Here is a 17016-nt window from a genome sequence, read left to right as displayed (position 1 = left end):
CCAGCTCAGCCCCGCAGTTCGTAGAGGGCGACGGTGGCCCGCTTGGGCTGCCAGAGATCGACCTGGCGGTAGTCCTCGGTCAGCATCACGCGCAGTTCCGGCCGGATCCGGAGCGGGTCGGTGGTCCGGTCCCCGAGGACCAGCCAGACACGGCGGGCGCCGGCCACCCGGGCGGCGCTGTCCGGGTACTCCTCGGCGATCAGGGTGCCGGTCCGCGCCGACGGGACCCGGACCAGCGGGTCGGCCGGGACGACCGGCTCGCCGGCCAGGTAGTGGTCCGTGCCGGCCCGGATCGCCCGGTTCCGGGCCGGGTAGACCACCACGTCCCCGGGCCGCGCCTCCCGGCCGATGATCGTCGCGATGGTCCGGTAGTCCGGCCCGTTCTTCGCGGTCGGGGCGCGGACCGCCCGCTGTCCCGGCACCGCCATCGCGGCGAGCACCAGCAGCACCGTCACCACCCGGGTCACGGTGAACCGGGCCCAGCCGTCCCGGCCGCCGGTCAGCGCGACCGCCGCCAGGATCGCCATCGGGGCCAGCACCACCAGCAGGTAGCGGGCCACCCACATGGGCGAGGCCAGGTACGACACGGCGGCCAGGACGGCCAGCGGGCCGACGGCGAGCAGCGCGACCGGGACCAGGCGGCGCAGCGGCCGCCAGGAGACCAGCGCCACCATGCCGATCAGGAACCAGGCCACCTCCCGGGAGCCGGCGATCCCGGCCGGCATGCCGCCGATCCCGCGCAGGGTGATCGGCTCGACCCAGTGCAGCTGGGTGTCCTGCTGGCGCAGGCCCAGCCAGGCGATCGGGGTGAGCGGCACCAGGGCGGCCAGCACCGTGCCGCCCCAGACCAGGGCGCGCTCGCGGCGCCTCCCGCCGGGTTGCAGGGCGACCAGGGCGGCGTGCGCCACCAGGGTGGTCAGGGCGACCAGGTGGAAGAGACCCAGCATCAGCACGCTCAGGCCGTAGGCGATCCACCGGTACGCGCCACCGCGCCGGATCGCCTCGACCAGCATCAGCAGCGCCAGGACCGAGAAGAGACAGGCGAAGGCGTACGGGCGGGCCTCGGCCGCGTACCGGGAGGTGTTCGGCACGACGCACAGGATCAGTCCGGCGACCAGCCCGGCCAGCGGGGTGAACAGGCGCCTGCCCAGCTCGGCGGCGACCGCCACACCGGCCGCCATGGCCACGATCGAGGGCAGCCGCAGGGCCACCTCGCCGGTGCCGGCCAGCCCGGTCCACCAGTGCAGCAGCAGATAGTAGAAGCCGAAGACGGCGTCGATGTTCGGCATCGTGTCGAGGATCTGCGGCACCGACCGGGAGGCCATCTCCGCGGACGTGACCTCGTCCCAGCTGAGCGTGGGCCGGCCGGCCTGGATCAGGGCGATGCCGAGCATCAGCGCGCCGGGCACCGCGGCCGGCAGGATCCGCAGCAGCCACGCGGCCACCCGCGGCCGGCGTCGCCCGGGACCCCGGACGTCGTCCGCGGCCGCCGGGCGCGGCGCCACGCGCGGATCGGAAACGTCCGGCCTCGTCGTGGTCGGCGTCTCGGTCAAAACCTGTCACCCCCGCAGGTGTTACGGCCCCTGAACGCTTAGGAACACGCCTGCCGGGACCGTACGGATCACTTCGTCGCCCTTTTGAGTCGTGGGCAACGCGCCTTCGGTAACCATGGGAGCCCGGGCCGGCCCGTGATGATCACCTTCCGATGATGGCGTGAATGGGGGACGTCACCGGCGGATTCGGGCTGATTCCCCCACAGTGCCGATGGCGGCCCGGCGGCCCGGGTCCGCGGCGTACTCCCGGATGATCGTGGCCAGCCGGTCGGGGTACCGGGTCGGCACCAGGACGGTACGGCCGCTCGCGCGGCGCAGGCGGACGGACGGGATCGACCAGCGGCCGCCGACGCCGTCTCCCCGGTCGGCACCAGCGGGACGCCGGACCGGTCGCGCAGCAGGATCCCCAGCACGCACAGGAACAATGCCAGGACGATCGTGCCGAGCAGCAGCAGCGACCAGAGCACCGGCGGTCCGAACGTCCGCGGCGCCACGCCGGTGAACACCGCGACCAGCAGTGCGGCCAGAAGAGCGGGGAGCGGGCGCCGGGCGGCGGCCTCGAACGCGTTCACGAAGATCACTGTAGGAAGGGGACGCCAGAACGGCCGCGGCGTGGCACGCCGCGGCCGTCCGGGTGGCGCTCGGTGGATCAGCTGCCGACCGGGCCGCCGTCCGTACGCCAGGTCACCACGACGCCGGGCTTGGCGAAGTCGCCGTCCGGCCAGACCGAGGCGGGCTCGTCCACCGAGGCGCCGGTGATCTCGCCGGGGTGCTGGACCGCCACGAACACCGAGCGGTCGTCGGCGGTGATGAAGGGGCCGCAGGTCTCGGCGCCCTTCGGCACGGTGAGGAACTGGCGCAGGTGGCCCCGCTCCCGGCCCTCGACCGGCGTCGCGAAGAGACCGTCGTTGCCGCCCAGCGCGTTGCCGTCGGTCGAGATCCAGAGGTTGCCGGCGCTGTCGAAGGCGACGTTGTCCGGGCAGGAGATGGGGGAGACCGCCGCCTTGTCGTACCCGCCGAAGTAGGTGTCGGCCGCGGCCGGGTCGCCGCACACGATCGGCAGCTGCCAGGTGAAGGTGGCGCCGGTGTGGTCGCCCCGGTCCTCGGTGATCTCGAAGATGTGGCCGTGCTTGTTGGCGTTGCGCGGGTTGGCCTCGTCCGCCTTGGCGTTGGCGCCGGTACCGCGGTTGGTGTTGTTGGTCATCGCCGCGTAGATCTTGCCGGTCCGCGGGCTGGGCTGGACGTCCTCGGGACGGTCCATCTTGGTGGCGCCGACCGCGTCGCCCGCCAGGCGGGTGAAGGTGAGCACGTCGATCGCGGTCATACCGGGCACGTACGACGTGGTGCCGGACACCAGCTTGATCCACTCGCCCCGGCCGTCGAACCTGCCGTCGGCGGGCGGTCTGCCGGTGCCGTCGATCTCGGCCGGGTCGCTGTCACCGGTCACCTTGGCGACGTAGAGCGTGCCCGACTCCAGCAGGGTGAGGTTGTGCTTGCGGGCCCACGGCGCGTCGCTGTCGATGTACTTCTTGTCCGAGACGAACTTGTACAGGTAGTCGAACCGCTCGTCGTCACCCATGTACGCGACGACCCGGCCGTTGCGCGCGACGATGACATTGGCGCCCTCGTGCTTGAAGCGGCCCATGGCGGTGTGCTTGCGCGGACGGCCCGTGGGGTCGAACGGGTCGACCTCGACGATCCAGCCGAACCGGTTCGCCTCGTTCGGGTGCAGGGCCAGGTCGAAGCGCTCCTGGGCCCGGTCCCACTTGCGGCTGCCGCTCGGGTAGCGGGCGGTGGTGGTGATGCCGTACCGGTTGAGCTTCGGCTTGACGTCGGCCGCCACCGCGTCACCGCCGACGAAGTACTGGTTGAAGTTCTCCTCGCCGGAGAGCACGGTGCCCCACGGGGTGACGCCGCCGGCGCAGTTGTTCAGCGTGCCGACGACGATCCGGCCGGACGGGTCGGCGGCGGTTCTGACCAGCGCCGATCCGGCCACCGGGCCGGTCAGCCGGAACTCGGTCGCGAGCGCCGTGATCCGGCGGTTCCAGCGTGGTCGGCGGCTCTTGGCGGGCTTCCACCGGCCGGTGCGGCCGACCCGCTCGATCTCGACCACGGACAGGCCGTGCGCGGCGATGGCGATCCTGAGTTGCTCGACGGTGAGGGCGTCCATGGTGGTGAAGCCACGGAACATCAGGTCCTCGTTGGTGTACTCGTGGTTGACCACGAGCAGCGCCCGGTCCCGGTCACCGGGGACCGGGATCACGCCGACGAAGTCGTTGTTGTAGCCGAACTGCTTCGACTGGGCGGCCGCCGTCTGCTTGTCGACGTCGAACGCGGGCGCGCCGGGCTCGACCGGGTCGCCCCAGCGGATCACCACGGACGACTGGTACCCGGCCGGGACGGTCACCCGGTCCAAAGTGTTCGGGGCGACCGTCTCGAAGGTGAGCCGGCCGGCCCGGCCGTGGTGGGCGGCCGCGGCCGGGGTGGTCGCGGCGGCCGCGGCGGGGCCGGCCGGGGCGAGCGCCGGGCCACCGAAGCCGAGCACCATCGCTCCGACGGCGCCGGCCCGGATCACGCCGCGGCGGCTCATCTCGGCGTCGACGACGTCTCCGAGGTAGGGGTTGGCCGACTGGTTCGGCACGGGGTGGTCGCACGCGTTGCCGCAGCGGTACAGACAGGTCATCGCGTCGCGACTGCCACCGCTGTGTCCCAGCAGCGGAAGCAGGCGGCGGTTGAGGTCGGGCATCGGTTCTGTTCTCCTCGGTCTCACGTCACCGTGCTCGGTGACGGGCTGCCCGGACGCTAGGAAGCCCAGGTGTACGGCTACCACCCCGGACCGGTGCCACCCAGGTGAACGAGGAATGAACCTCCATCGTGCACCACGACCGAGGTTAACGCTAACAAGATCACTTCCTCCGCCTTTGCAGCGCTGAAATCCGAGGACTGTCAAGTCTTGACAGTCCTGTCGATGTTTGCGTACACATTGCGGAGCCCCTATAGCGGAAACACTTCCGAAACCGTTGCGATCCGCACCGGAGGACTCTTCATGCCCCGAATCCCCTACCGTCTCGTGGGCGCGGCCGCCGTACTGGTCTCGCTCCCGCTCGCGGTCGCCCCGCCGGTCGCCGCCGTGGCGGTCGAACCGGACTACACCATCACGGTGAACCCGGACGCGACCGGAGCCGCCATCCCCCGGTCGATGTACGGCGTCTTCTTCGAGGACATCAACTACGCCGCCGACGGCGGTCTCTACGCCGAACTGGTCCGCAACCGCTCGTTCGAGTTCAACGGCACCGACGCGTCCGGCTACCACGGACTGACCGCGTGGACCGCCACCGGCTCGGCCGCCGTGGTCGACGACGACCAGCGGCTGAACGACCGCAACCGCAACTATCTGCGTGTCACCGGCGCGGCCGGATTGACCAACTCCGGCTACAACACCGGCCTCGCCCTCAAGAAGTCCGATAAATACGACTTCTCGGTCTGGGCTCGGGCGGACGCCGCCGCCTCGCTGGAGGTCAGCCTGCACACGGCCGACGGAACGGCACTGGCCGCGCCCTTGACACTCCCGGTCGCCGGTGACACGTGGACGAGGTACACGGGCACGCTGAAGGCGACCGCGACCAGCGACGTGGCCCGGCTCTCGGTGAAGGCCTCCGGAAGCGCGCGGCTCGACGAGATCTCGCTGTTCCCGCGGGAGACCTACAAGGGCCGGGCGAACGGCCTGCGCAAGGATCTGGCCGAGAAGATCGCGGCGCTGGAGCCGGGCTTCGTCCGCTTCCCGGGCGGCTGCCTCGTCAACACCGGCAGCATGTACCCGTACACGGCCGCCAACAACTACCCGCGCGCCCGGTCCTACCAGTGGAAGGACACCGTCGGGCCGGTCGAGACGCGGGCCACCAACAAGAACTTCTGGGGCTACAACCAGACCTACGGCCTCGGCTACTACGAGTACTTCCAGTTCTCCGAGGACATCGGCGCCATGCCGCTGCCGGTGCTGCCGGCCCTGGTCACCGGTTGCGGCCAGAACCGGGCCACGGTGGACGAGGCGCTGCTCCAGCAGCACATCCAGGACGCCCTGGACCTGATCGAGTTCGCCAACGGCGCGACCACCACCACGTGGGGCGGGCTGCGCGCCGACATGGGCCACCCGAAGCCGTTCGGCCTCACCACGCTCGCCATCGGCAACGAGGAGAACCTGCCCGAGGAGTACTGGGCGAACTTCCTCAGGTTCGAGTCCGCGATCAAGGCGAAACACCCGGACATCACGGTGGTCGGCAACTCCGGCCCGGACGACCAGGGTTCGACGTTCGAGAACCTGTGGGCCAAGAACCGGGCGCACGGCTCGGACATGGTCGACGAGCACTACTACAACAGCCCGTCGTGGTTCCTGCAGAACAACAAACGATATGACGCGTACGACCGGAGCGGCCCCCAGGTCTTCCTGGGCGAATACGCGTCGCTGGACAACAAGCTGTTCAACTCGCTGGCCGAGGCCGCCTACATGACCGGCCTCGAGCGCAACGCCGACGTGGTCCGGATGGCGTCCTACGCGCCGCTGCTCGCCAACATCGACAACGTGCAGTGGAAGCCGGACATGATCTGGTTCGACAACGACGAGTCGTGGGGCTCCACCAGCTACCAGGTGCAGAAGCTGTTCATGAACAACGTCGGCGACCGGGTCGTCCCGACCACCACGACCGGCGCCGTGGCGCAGCCCAAGCCGATCACCGGCGCCGTCGGGCTCTCCACCTGGCGGACCGCCGCGACCTACGACGACGTCAAGGTCACCAGCCCGGACGGCGCCGTGCTGTTCAGCGACGACTTCAACGACGGCAACGCGGACGGCTGGACCTCGGTGACCAACCGCGGCGCCTGGGCGGTGACCAACGGCGCCTACACCCAGACGACCACGGACACCGAGGACACCATGGTCAAGGGCGCGACGATCAGCGCGACCGACTACGACTACACGCTGAAGGCCACCAAGACGGCCGGCGCGGAGGGCTTCCTGGTCGCGTTCGGCATCCAGGAGACCGGCCAGTTCTACTGGTGGAACCTGGGCGGCTGGAACAACACCCAGGGCGCCATCGAGAAGGGGATCACCTCCGCCAAGGAGCAGATCCTCACCAAGCCCAACAGCGTGACCACGGGCAAGACCTACGACCTGAAGATTTCGGTACGGGGTACGAAGGTCACCCTGTTCCTGGACGGCGTGGAGTGGGGCTCGTTCGACGACAACGCCGTCACCGAGCCGTTCGCCCAGGTCGTCACGGAGGACACGAGGACCGGCGAGCTGATCGTCAAGGTCGTCAACGCGCAGGACACCCCGGCCGTCACGAAGATCGACCTGGGTGGGCGCAAGGTGGCCCGCACCGCGAAGCAGACCGTGATCACCGGTGACCCGGGCGAGCAGAACACCCGCTCGGCCGAGCCGATCCTGCCGGTCACCAGCACCGTCAGCGGTATCGCCTCGACGTTCACCCGCGAGTTCCCGGCGAACTCGGTCACCTTCCTCCGGATCAAGACCCGATAAGGACGTGGACATGACGTTCGCACTGCATCGCCGTACCCTGCTGCGGGGTTCTCTCGGGGTGGCCGGCGCCGGAGCCCTCGGCGCGCTCGCCGCGAGCGGCGCGGAAGGCGCCCCGCAGCCCGGCCCGCTGCCCGATGACGCCGCCATCTACGGAGTGCCCACCATCGACCCGCTGATCAGCCGGCGCGCCGACCCCTTCATCACCAGGCCGGTCGGCGGCATGTACTACTTCACCGGCTCGGTGCCGGAGTACGACCGCCTGGTCGTGCGCGGCGCCACCACCATCGCCGGCCTCGCCGACGCCGAGGAGACCGTCATCTGGCGCCGCCCCACCAGCGGCACCATGGGCGGCCACATCTGGGCGCCGGAACTGCACCGGATCGGTGGGAAGTGGTACATCTACTTCGCCGCCGGTGACGCCGGGAACGTCTTCCGGATCCGGACGTACGTGATGGAGTCCGCCCTCGACGACCCGCGCGACCCGGCCGGCTGGACCCTCAAGGGGCAGCTGATCACCGAGTGGGACGGCTTCACCCTGGACGCCACCAGCTTCACCCACCGCGGGCGGCAGTACCTGGTGTGGGCCCAGAGCGAGCCGGAGATCGCGGTCAACACGAGCCTCTACATCGCCGAGATGGCGAACCCGTGGACGTTCAAGACCAAGCCGACCCGGATCACCACGCCCACCAGGAGCTGGGAGATCATCGGCTACCGGGTGAACGAGGGCCCGGCCGTGCTGATCCGCAACGGCAAGGTCTTCATCACCTTCTCGGCCAGCGCCACCGACGCCAACTACTGCATGGGCCTGCTCAGCGCGCCCGCCTCGTCGGACCTGCTGTCGCGCTCCAGCTGGACGAAACACCCGGACCCGATCTTCGTCTCCAACGAGGAGACCTCCCGCTTCGGTCCCGGGCACAACTCGTTCACGGTGGCCGAGGACGGGGAGACCGACGTGCTGGTCTACCACGCCCGCGACTACCGGCAGATCGTCGGCGACCCCCTCTACGACCCGAACCGGCACACCCGGGTGCAGAAGCTCTACTGGCACGAGGACGGGACGCCGCTGTTCGGCATCCCGGTCGGGTCGGGCGGGCCGATCGTGCGCCTGTCGCCGTCCGACGCGCCGCGCTCGTTCGTCAAGCACGAGGACGACGTGATCCGGGCCGCGCACGCGCCGCACGAGCTGGAGCCGACCCAGTTCCGGTTCGTGGCCGGGACGGACGGCACCGAGACGATCCAGCCGGTCGACCAGCCCACGAAATTCCTCCTGGTCAGCGGCACGACCGTCGGGCTGGGCGCCACCGGCACCCCGGTCACCCGGATCGCGGCCAAGGGCGGCGTCACGATCCGGGTCGCGCCCGGCCGGTACCTCCAGCACCGGGGCGGGCAGATCACGGTCGCCGCGAAGGCGACGGTCTTCCAGCTCAGCTAGTCCCTGATCACGGAGGGGGTCCACCCCCTCCGTGATCTACGGCTCAAAAACAGGACTTTCAAATACCTGTTTTAGTACGGTCGGCACGTGCGACTGAATCGCTCCACCGACATCGGCCTCCGCGTCCTGATGCTCGCCGCCGCCCGGCCGGACGACCTGCTCACCATCGACGTGCTGGCCGACTCGGTGGCGGTCCCCCGCAACCACCTCGCCAAGGTGGTCCAGCGGCTGCACCACCTCGGCCTGCTCGACACCGTGCGCGGCCGGGGCGGCGGCGTCCGGCTCGCCACCGGCGCGGCCGGCGCCTCCATCGGCGGGCTGGTCCGCGACCTCGAAGGCGAGACCGAGGTCGTCGACTGCGAGGGCGAGCCGGGTTGTCCGCTCAGCGGCGGCTGCCGGCTCCGGGGCGCGCTGCGAGTCGCACAGGAGGCGTTCTACGCCTCGCTCGACCCCATCACGATCGGCGACCTGGCCGCTCCCCCGGTCCGGCAGGTGCTCCTGACCCTCGGCCGATCTCCCCAGTGAAGAGGAGACCCCTCATGCTGTCCGCATCCAGCGCCCCGGTCGTCGAGGCGACGCTCCCGGTCGTCGGCGAGCACCTCGAAGCCATCACCACCGTCTTCTACCAGACGATGATCGGGGAGAACCCGGAGCTGCTGAACCTGTTCAGCCGCAGCGCACAGGCCACCGGCGAGCAGCGCGGCGCGCTCTCCGGGGCGGTCGCGGCGTACGCCGCACACCTCATCGGCGCCGGACCGTCCGGTGTGGCGTTCGAGCATGTGGTGGACCGGATCGCGCACCGGCACTGCGCCCTCGGCATCCGCCCCGAGCAGTACACGATGGTCGGCCGCTACCTGCTGCGCGCCGTCGGCACCGTGCTCGGCGACGCCGTCACGCCGGAGATCGCCGCCGCGTGGGACGAGGTGTACTGGCTGTTCGCGGCCCAGCTGATCGGCCGGGAGGCGCGCCTCTACGCCGAGGCCGGGGTGGACGGCGCCGACCCGTGGCGGTCCTACGCGGTCGCCAACAAGATCGAGGAGGCCCACGACACGGTCTCCTTCGTCCTGGTCCCGGCCGACCTGCGGGCCGCCCCCGCCTACCACCCCGGGCAGTACGTGACGGTCGCCGTCGACCTGCCCGGCGCCGGCCGCCAACTGCGGCAGTACTCCCTGTCCCAGGCCCCGACCGGCGGCACCCTGCGGATCACCGTCCGGCGGGTCCGCGGCCGCGGCGGCGCCCCGGACGGCGTGGTCTCCGCGTTCCTGCACGACCAGGTCGGCGCCGGCGACCGGCTGCGGATCAGCCAACCGTACGGCGACCTCGTCCTGCGCCCCGGCGACGCCCCGTTGCTGCTGGTCAGCGCCGGGGTCGGGATCACCCCGATGGCCGCGATCCTGGAACAGACGGCCCGGACCCAGCCGACCCGCGAGGTGACCGTCGTGCACGCCGACCGCGACCCGGGCCGCCACCCGCTGCGCGGCGACATGCTCAGCAGCGGCGCCCGGCTCCGCTCGTTCCGCGAGGTCGTCTGGTACGAGCAGGGCGGCCACACCGGCACGCACACCGGCCTGATCGACACCGACCGGATCCCGGTGCACCCGGACGCCGAGGTGTACCTGTGCGGCCCGGCGCCGTTCATGCAGACCGTCCGGGCCGGCCTGCACCGGCGCGGCATCCCGGACGAACGCATCCGGTACGAGGTGTTCGGCTCCGAACAGTGGCGCCCGGCCCCGGTCCCCGCCTGACCAGGCTTTGAGCCGATCTTGGACGATCGACCACCGCTCCAGGTGGGCCAACGTCCAAGATCGGCTTTCTGCTGGGGCAGCGTGATGAACCCGTTCCCGCTCGCGGGTGTGTACCAGGACGACCGGTACATGTCCGACGGGGAGGGAAGCCATGCCACAGGACCCGGAGGAGCTGCTCGCCGACTGGCAGTGGCGCGTCCAGCGGCAGACCGAGGCCACCCTGGAACTCAGCCGCCGGATGAAGCGGGTCGACGCCACCGTCCAGTCCGCGCACGGCGACGTCACCGTGACCGTCGACCACGCCGGAAGTCTGAGCGACCTCCGCCTGACCGGCGACGCCCTGCGCCTGACCCCCGACGAGTTGGCACGTCTCATCCTGAGCACCTGCCGCCGGGCACAGTCCCGCCTGGCCGAACAGATGACCGACCTGGTCGCCGGCATCTACGGTTCCGACTCCCCCACCACCGCCTTCGTCGCCGAGTCCTACGCCGAACAGTTCCCCACCGCTCCCGGGGAGCGTGATCGGTGATGGCCGAACCCGAACTCCGCCTGAACGTGGAGGCCGTGACCAGCCACGCAGCCGAAGTGGACGAGATCGCCGACATTCTTGACGAGGTGACGGCGGCATGCGCCCATCTTGATCAGCACGACGAGGTTTACGGAGAATGGCCCAGCAAGCTGATCCTGCCGATTCTCAACACGGCGCAGGAGGATGTCAGCCTGCGGATGCGAACGGGAACCGACGCGACGTCACATCTTGCTAATCTGCTCCGCGCGCTGACCGTCGATATCAGCCTCACCGACCACGAGGCCGCCCACCTCCTGGCTTTCCGGGAGCCGGAGCGATGAACAGCGGCTACGAGGCCCTGATCGCGCCGGACGCCGACCGGAAGGTCTACGAGGGTGCCGGCATCTTCGAGTCGGCCAGCGGGATGGTGGAGGGATTCGCCAACCGGGATTGGGGTGGCTTCGGCGGGAATCTTCTCGCGACCACACTCGGCACGGTCGGGGCGATCACAGACCCGCTACAGATGGTGTTCTCCGCGGGCCTCGGATGGTTGTTGGAGCACGTGTCCGCAATCCGTGAGCCATTCGACAAGCTGTTGGGCAATCCCAAGGCCATCGAGGGTCACGCCGAGAGCTGGAAGAGGATCGAGAGCCGGATCTATGAGGCCGCCGACCTCCTCGTGGCGGAGGCCGAGAAGACCACCGCGGTGTGGGCGGCGGAAGCGGCGGAGGCATATCGACGGCGTGCTCATGACCAGGCCTTGACCATCCAGGCGATGGGCAAGATCGCGGACGGAATGGGCAAGCTCACCTACGGGCTGGGAACTCTGGTGGGCGTCGTTCGAAATACGATCCGGGACATCCTCTGCCAATTCGCCGGCTCGCTGATCTCCATAGGCCTTCAAGCCGTCACCGGGGTGATGATGCCCGCCGCTCTTCTCAAGGTCGCGGACCTGGCTTTCAACACGAGCAGAACGATTCTCGGCGTGCTGAGACGTCTCTTCGACGGGATCAGGGACGCGGGCAGAGCCATGAAGCTGATGTCGGTACTGCTCAAGCAGATTCACAAGGCCAACGACAACGTTCTACGCCTCGTTGCTCATCGGTCTGAAGCTGCGGAAAAGATGCGGGAGGGTTGGTCCGGTCCGATCAAGGGTGCCGGCACACTCTTCCTGGGCGACTTCCGCGTCTACGGCGCTCCACATCAGGTGGCCATCAACACCGGCCGCGCCGCGGCCGAGTCGAACACCGCGCAGAACACCGGTTCGACCCTCGACAATATTCCCAAGGGAAACCCCGATCCGACTCCTATCGGACCTCCGTCCTGAGGCAGGAGCACCATGGGCAGCCACGATGAACGTTTCGCCAGGCAGCGAGCCAAAATCAAGGCCATGGAGGCCGAGGCCGAACGTGAGCTGGCCGAATGGGAGGCCGCCGACTCGGACCCGGCGACCACGGTCGTCGACCGGCGCAAGGGCGGCGCGCTCCGCACCACCGCGCTGCTGACCGGAATCGTCCTGGTGAGTTTGATGCTCGTCGGCACCGGCATCACCTTCGTCAGATTGGCCGGCCGGGATTTCGGCGACGCCGAACGTGTCGGCTGGGCGACTGTCGGTTCATGCACCGAACATGGTCCGATCACCAACCAGGGCTTCGGCTACTGGGACAGCTGCCGGGTCACGATCCGCTGGGACGACGGAACGGCTACCCGGCTGATCAACGACGGCGACTTCACCGCGACCGACGTGGGCCGACAGGTCCGTGTCGGCTATCTGGGCACCGAGAAGTACCGTGTGAAGCTCGCTCGCGAGGACACGCCCGCCCGGCCCTGGCTCACGTGGATCGGTGTGGCCGTCGGGATCATCGGAGGGCTACCGCTTCTGATCATCGGCATCATGATCAGCCTGCTACTCCACCGGAAGTGAGCCGGGGAGGAAGTCGGAACGGTTGAGGGTGGTGGTTCGGCGGCGGTATTCGGTGGCCTTGCCCGGCCAGTTGGCGACGACGCGGCCGGCGGCGGTGCGGTACCAGCTCTGGCACGCCGTCCACACCGAACCCGCCAGCCGGGACTGGATCTCGGTGTCGTAGGCGGCCGCGACCTCCGGGCGTACCTCCAGATCGTCGCCTGCCGCGACCCGCCGGACGGCCTGCGTGATCCACCCGGCCTGGGCCTCGTGGAAGTAGATCACCGAGGTGTTGCCGGTGTTGGTGTTCGGGCCGTAGACCAGGAACATGTTGGGGAAGCCGGGCACCGCGAGACCCAGGTACGCGTGCGCCCCGTCCCGCCACTCGTCGGCGAGCACGACGCCGTCGCGGCCGGTGACCCGGATCGGGACCAGGAACTCGGTGGCGGCGAAGCCGGTGCCGTAGACCAGCACGTCGCAGGGGTGGTCGACGCCGTCGGCGGTGCGGACGCCGCCGGGGGTGACCGCGACGATCTTCTCGGTGACCAGGTCGACGTCGGGGCGGGCGAGGGCGGGCAGCCAGGCGTTCGTGAACAGCACCCGCTTGCAGCCCAGCGGCTCGTCCGGGGTCACCTTGGCGCGCAGCTCCGGGTCACGGATCTGCCAGCGGCGCTGACTCCACGAGTAGCCGCGGATCAGGGCGTCGACCACCCGGTTGCCGGTCAGGGCGGCGCCCGGGACGAGGGTGAGGCCCCAGGTGGCGGCGCGGGACAGCAGCATCAGCGACGGGATCCGGCGGTAGGCGGCCTTCCGCAGGCGTCCGTAGCGACGGTCGGGTTTGGGCAGTGTCCACGGCGCGGTGCGCTGGAAGACGGTGACGTGGGCGGCGGTTCCGGCGATCGCGGGGACGAGCTGGATGGCGCTGGCGCCGGTGCCGACGACCGCGACCCGGCTGCCCTGGACCGGGACGTCCGGGGTCCAGTGTGCGGTGTGCACGGCGACGCCCGCGAAGCTCTCCGCGCCGGGCAGCGCCGGGATCGACGGGCGGGACAGTTGACCGACGGCCGGGATCAGCACGTCCGCCCGTACCGAATCCCCGTCGGAAAGAAGGATCTCCCAGCCGCCGCCGGTCCACGAGGCGGAGGCCACCTCGGCGCCGAAACGGACCCGCGGCGTGACGCCCCACTCGTCGGCGCACCGTTGCAGGTAGGCCAGGATCTCGTCGTGCGGCGGATAGCGGCGCGACCAGTCCGGGTTCAGGGCGCGGGAGTAGGAGTAGAGCGGCGCCGGCACGTCACAGGCGCACCCCGGGTAGGTGTTGTCGCGCCACACGCCGCCGGCCCGGTCCGCCTTCTCCAGCAGGACGATGTCGTCGAAGCCGGCGCGGAGCAGCTCGGCGGCGACCGCCACCCCGCCGAACCCGGCGCCGACGATCGCGATCCGGGTCACGGCCGCCGTCCGATGGTGAGCCGCAGCGCGGCGGGGGCGGACGCGGGCACCACGGGTTCGCGGGGCGCCACCGGTTCCACCGGCGCGAACCCGGACGACGGCCGCGGATCCGGCTCGCCGGCGTTCGGCCACAGCGCCACCGCCCGCTCGGCCAGGGCGGTGATCGTCAGGGACGGGTTGACGCCCAGGTTGGCGGCCACCACCGACCCGTCGATGACGTGCAGCCCGGGATGCCCGAAGAGCCGGTGGTACGGGTCGACGACCCCTTGGGACGGATCCGCGCCGATCGCGCAGCCGCCGATGAAGTGCCCGGTGACCGGCCGTCCCACCAGTTCGGTGTAGGAGCCGGTCGGCACCCCGTCCACCTCGGCGGCGACCCGGCGGGCCACGTCGTGCGCGGCCGGCACCCACACCGGGTTCGGCTCGCCGATGCCCGGCCGGCTGGTGATCCGCCGCCCGAACAGCCCTCGCCTGGTGTGCACGGTGATCGAGTTGTCCAGCGGCTGCATGGCCAGCAGCACCACGGTCTCCTTCGACCAGTTCCGCGGGGAGAGGTAGAGCCGCGCGTCCCGGCCCGCCTTCGCGATCGTCGTGACGGCCTGCCACCAGCGTGGACGGCCCTCGTCGACCAGTGCCGTGGCGAGCAGCGCCAGCAGGTTGCTGCCGGGGCCGTACCGGACCGGTTCGACGTGGGTGACCGGATCCGGGTGGATCGAGGAGGTGATCGCGACCCCGTGACTGAAGTCGCGGTCCGTGCGGCGGGTGCGCGCTCCGAGGATCGATTCCGAGTTGGTACGGCTGAGCTCGCCCAGCCGTGGGGAGACGTCCGGCAGCAGTCCCCGGTCCCGCATCCGGTGCAGCAGGCGCTGGGTGCCGAGGGCGCCACCGGCGAAGACGACCTGCTCCGCGGTGAAGGTCCGTTTCGCGAGCCCGCCGGTGCGCCGGGTCTCCACCAGGTAGCCGCCGCCGTCGCGCGGGCGCACGGCACGCACCGTGGTCAGCGGGTGCACCTCGGCGCCGGCCCGCTCGGCGAGGTAGAGGTAGTTCTTGACCAGGGTGTTCTTGGCGTTGCCCCGGCAGCCGGTCATGCACGAGCCGCAGAGGGTGCAGGTGCGGCGGTCCGGTCCCGCGCCCCCGAAGAACGGATCCGCCACCGGGACGCCCGGCTCGTCGCCGAAGAGCACGCCGACCGGGGTGTGCCGGTAGGTGTGTCCCACGCCCATGTCGTCGGCGACCGCGCGCAGGGCCCGGTCGGAGGCCGTCTCGACCGGGTTCACGGTCACGCCGAGCATGCGTTTCGCCTGCTCGTAGTAGGGGGCCAGCTCGGCCTTCCAGTCGGTGATGCCGGACCACTGCGGGTCGGCGTAGAAGGCGTCGGGCGGCTCGTACAGGGTGTTGGCGTAGCCCAGGGAGCCACCGCCGACCCCGGCGCCCGACATGATCATCACGTCCCGGAGCAGGGTGAGCCGGAGGATGCCGTAGCAGCCGAACGCGGGCGCGTAGAGGTAGTCGCGCAGCCGCCAGGACGTCTTGGCGAACTGCTCGTCGGTGAACCGGCGGCCGGCTTCGAGGACGCCGACGCGGTAGCCCTTCTCGGTGAGACGCAGCGCGGTCACGCTGCCACCGAAGCCGGAGCCGATGACGAGGACGTCGTAGTCGTACGACATCGCCGTACCATCACACCCTTATTGGCAACATGTCAACAACCGGTTTCCGGTCTTGGCTCGCAGCGCGAATCACCTTCCGGTCCGCCCCGGTCGATGCGAGGCTGGCCCGGTGACCGAGTTGTCTCATGATCGCCGCGGATCCGGGCCGCCGCTCGTGCTCATCCACGGCCTGGGCAGCCACCGCCAGGTCTGGTCCCCGATCCTCGACGCGGTCGCCGAGCACCACGACGTGATCGCCCTGGACCTGCCCGGCTTCGGCGACTCCCCACCCTGGCCCGCGCCCCACCTCGCCGCGCCCTCGGACTCGCCCCGCCCCGCCGCGCCCTCGGACGCGCCCCACCCCGCCGTCCTTTCGGACACGCCCCGCCCCGCCGCGCCCTCGGACACGCCCGGCAGCGGGACCGCGCCGCCGTCCGAAACGCCGCTCCCCGGGTCGGTCGCGCATCTCGCCGATCTGGTCGAGGAGTTCCTGGACCGGCTGGGCATCGACACCCCCGCGGTCGCCGGCAACTCGCTGGGCGGCGGCATCGCCCTGGAACTCGGCCGCCGCGGCCACGCCCGCGCGGTGACCGCCTTCGCCCCGATCGGCTTCTGGACCCGGGCGGAGCGCCGCTGGTGCCAGACCGCCGTCACCGCGGCCCGGTCCGTCGCCACCCGCCTGTCCCCCTCGCTGCCACGGATCATGGCGTCCCCGGCCGGCCGCTCCGCGTTCTGCTCCCTCTTCTACGCCCACCCGGCCCGCCTCGACCCGGCCGACAGCGTCCACGCGGCCCGTGCGCTGGCCGCCGCGCCCGGCTTCGCCGAGGCCCGCGACGCCTTCACCCACCTCCGCCCGTGGTCCTTCGCCGAGGCGGGCTCCCTCACTCGCATCCCGGTCACCATCGCCTGGGGTACGCGCGACGCGATCCTCCCGCACCATCAGTCCCGCCGCGCTCGCACGATCCTCCCGACCGCCCGCCACGTCACCCTCCCGAGCGCCGGCCACCTCCCGTTCTCCGACGCCCCCACCCACTGCGCCGCCCTCCTCACCCCCTGATCGGCACACATCGTGCGTACGTTCGAACCACGAACACGAAGGCGGAACGGCTGGACGCCGGGCTGAAGGCGGCCAGTCAGGCCTCCGGCGCCAGCGTGTCCACGCTCACCCTGAAGGCGGCGTGCTCGCCGATCGGCGTGCGTTCCTCCTCGACGAGGAAGCGTGGCGGTGTTCGACGAGGCGCTGG

Annotated in this window: 14 protein-coding genes; 9 read left to right on the top strand and 5 right to left on the bottom strand. The window is 70.7% G+C overall.

The features are described 5' to 3' along the window. Positions 1 to 5 precede the first annotated feature (5 nt). The 3 genes from J5X75_RS10260 to J5X75_RS10250 all read right to left on the bottom strand — a co-directional run bounded on the left by J5X75_RS10260 (position 6) and on the right by J5X75_RS10250 (position 4299). Entirely contained in the window at positions 6 to 1505 is a 1500-nt protein-coding gene (locus J5X75_RS10260; protein ID WP_208467096.1) for a glycosyltransferase family 39 protein, read from the bottom strand. Positions 1506 to 1621: 116 nt separating this feature from the next. Next, positions 1622 to 2125: a hypothetical protein gene (locus J5X75_RS10255; RefSeq protein WP_208467095.1), complete on the bottom strand. Its 504-nt coding sequence runs from the start codon at positions 2123 to 2125 to the stop codon at positions 1622 to 1624. A gap of 77 nt (positions 2126 to 2202) precedes the next feature. Continuing rightward, the gene (locus J5X75_RS10250) at positions 2203 to 4299 is read right to left on the bottom strand and encodes a PhoX family protein (RefSeq protein ID WP_208467094.1); all 2097 of its coding nucleotides are present in this window, start codon (positions 4297 to 4299) and stop codon (positions 2203 to 2205) included. A gap of 300 nt (positions 4300 to 4599) precedes the next feature. Between J5X75_RS10250 and J5X75_RS10245 the strand changes: the two genes are divergently transcribed. From J5X75_RS10245 to J5X75_RS10210, 8 genes are all read left to right on the top strand, one after another. Beyond that, positions 4600 to 7089 carry an alpha-L-arabinofuranosidase family protein gene (locus J5X75_RS10245; protein ID WP_208467093.1) on the top strand — a complete coding sequence of 830 codons (2490 nt, stop codon included), beginning with the start codon at positions 4600 to 4602 and terminating at the stop codon, positions 7087 to 7089. A gap of 10 nt (positions 7090 to 7099) precedes the next feature. Next, complete coding sequence (locus tag J5X75_RS10240; protein ID WP_208467092.1) at positions 7100 to 8521, top strand: glycoside hydrolase family 43 protein; 1422 nt, start codon at positions 7100 to 7102, stop codon at positions 8519 to 8521. Positions 8522 to 8608: 87 nt separating this feature from the next. Next, on the top strand, positions 8609 to 9046 hold the full coding sequence (locus J5X75_RS10235; RefSeq protein ID WP_208467091.1) for an RrF2 family transcriptional regulator: 438 nt from the start codon (positions 8609 to 8611) through the stop codon (positions 9044 to 9046). A gap of 14 nt (positions 9047 to 9060) precedes the next feature. Beyond that, positions 9061 to 10266, top strand: a complete 1206-nt coding sequence (locus J5X75_RS10230; protein WP_208467090.1) for a globin domain-containing protein — start codon at positions 9061 to 9063, stop codon at positions 10264 to 10266. A 151-nt stretch (positions 10267 to 10417) separates the two neighbouring features. Next, entirely contained in the window at positions 10418 to 10795 is a 378-nt protein-coding gene (locus tag J5X75_RS10225; protein ID WP_208467089.1) for a YbaB/EbfC family nucleoid-associated protein, read from the top strand. Continuing rightward, positions 10795 to 11115, top strand: a complete 321-nt coding sequence (locus J5X75_RS10220) for a hypothetical protein (protein ID WP_208467088.1) — start codon at positions 10795 to 10797, stop codon at positions 11113 to 11115. Before J5X75_RS10225 ends, J5X75_RS10220 begins: the two co-directional genes overlap by 1 nt. Next, positions 11112 to 12101: a hypothetical protein gene (locus tag J5X75_RS10215; RefSeq protein ID WP_208467087.1), complete on the top strand. Its 990-nt coding sequence runs from the start codon at positions 11112 to 11114 to the stop codon at positions 12099 to 12101. The genes J5X75_RS10220 and J5X75_RS10215 overlap by 4 nt, the downstream gene beginning before the upstream one ends. Before the next feature lie 63 nt (positions 12102 to 12164). Further along, the gene (locus tag J5X75_RS10210; protein ID WP_208467086.1) at positions 12165 to 12698 is read left to right on the top strand and encodes a DUF6346 domain-containing protein; all 534 of its coding nucleotides are present in this window, start codon (positions 12165 to 12167) and stop codon (positions 12696 to 12698) included. On the opposite strand, the gene J5X75_RS10205 is transcribed toward J5X75_RS10210, so the two are convergent. Both J5X75_RS10205 and J5X75_RS10200 read right to left on the bottom strand, forming a co-directional pair. After that, positions 12681 to 14126 carry a flavin-containing monooxygenase gene (locus tag J5X75_RS10205; protein ID WP_208467085.1) on the bottom strand — a complete coding sequence of 482 codons (1446 nt, stop codon included), beginning with the start codon at positions 14124 to 14126 and terminating at the stop codon, positions 12681 to 12683. The two genes, J5X75_RS10210 and J5X75_RS10205, sit on opposite strands and share 18 nt — an antisense overlap. Next, the gene (locus tag J5X75_RS10200; protein WP_208467084.1) at positions 14123 to 15793 is read right to left on the bottom strand and encodes a GMC oxidoreductase; all 1671 of its coding nucleotides are present in this window, start codon (positions 15791 to 15793) and stop codon (positions 14123 to 14125) included. The genes J5X75_RS10205 and J5X75_RS10200 overlap by 4 nt, the downstream gene beginning before the upstream one ends. Before the next feature lie 109 nt (positions 15794 to 15902). On the opposite strand from J5X75_RS10200, the gene J5X75_RS10195 reads away from it, so the two are divergent. Then, positions 15903 to 16829 carry an alpha/beta fold hydrolase gene (locus J5X75_RS10195; RefSeq protein WP_307798015.1) on the top strand — a complete coding sequence of 309 codons (927 nt, stop codon included), beginning with the start codon at positions 15903 to 15905 and terminating at the stop codon, positions 16827 to 16829. Positions 16830 to 17016 lie beyond the last annotated feature (187 nt).

This window comes from Actinoplanes flavus, assembly GCF_017592555.1.
Classification (GTDB): Bacteria; Actinomycetota; Actinomycetes; order Mycobacteriales; family Micromonosporaceae; genus Actinoplanes; species Actinoplanes flavus.
The sequence above is the reverse complement of the archived record's forward strand: the minus strand, read 5'-3'. Positions and strand labels throughout refer to the sequence as shown.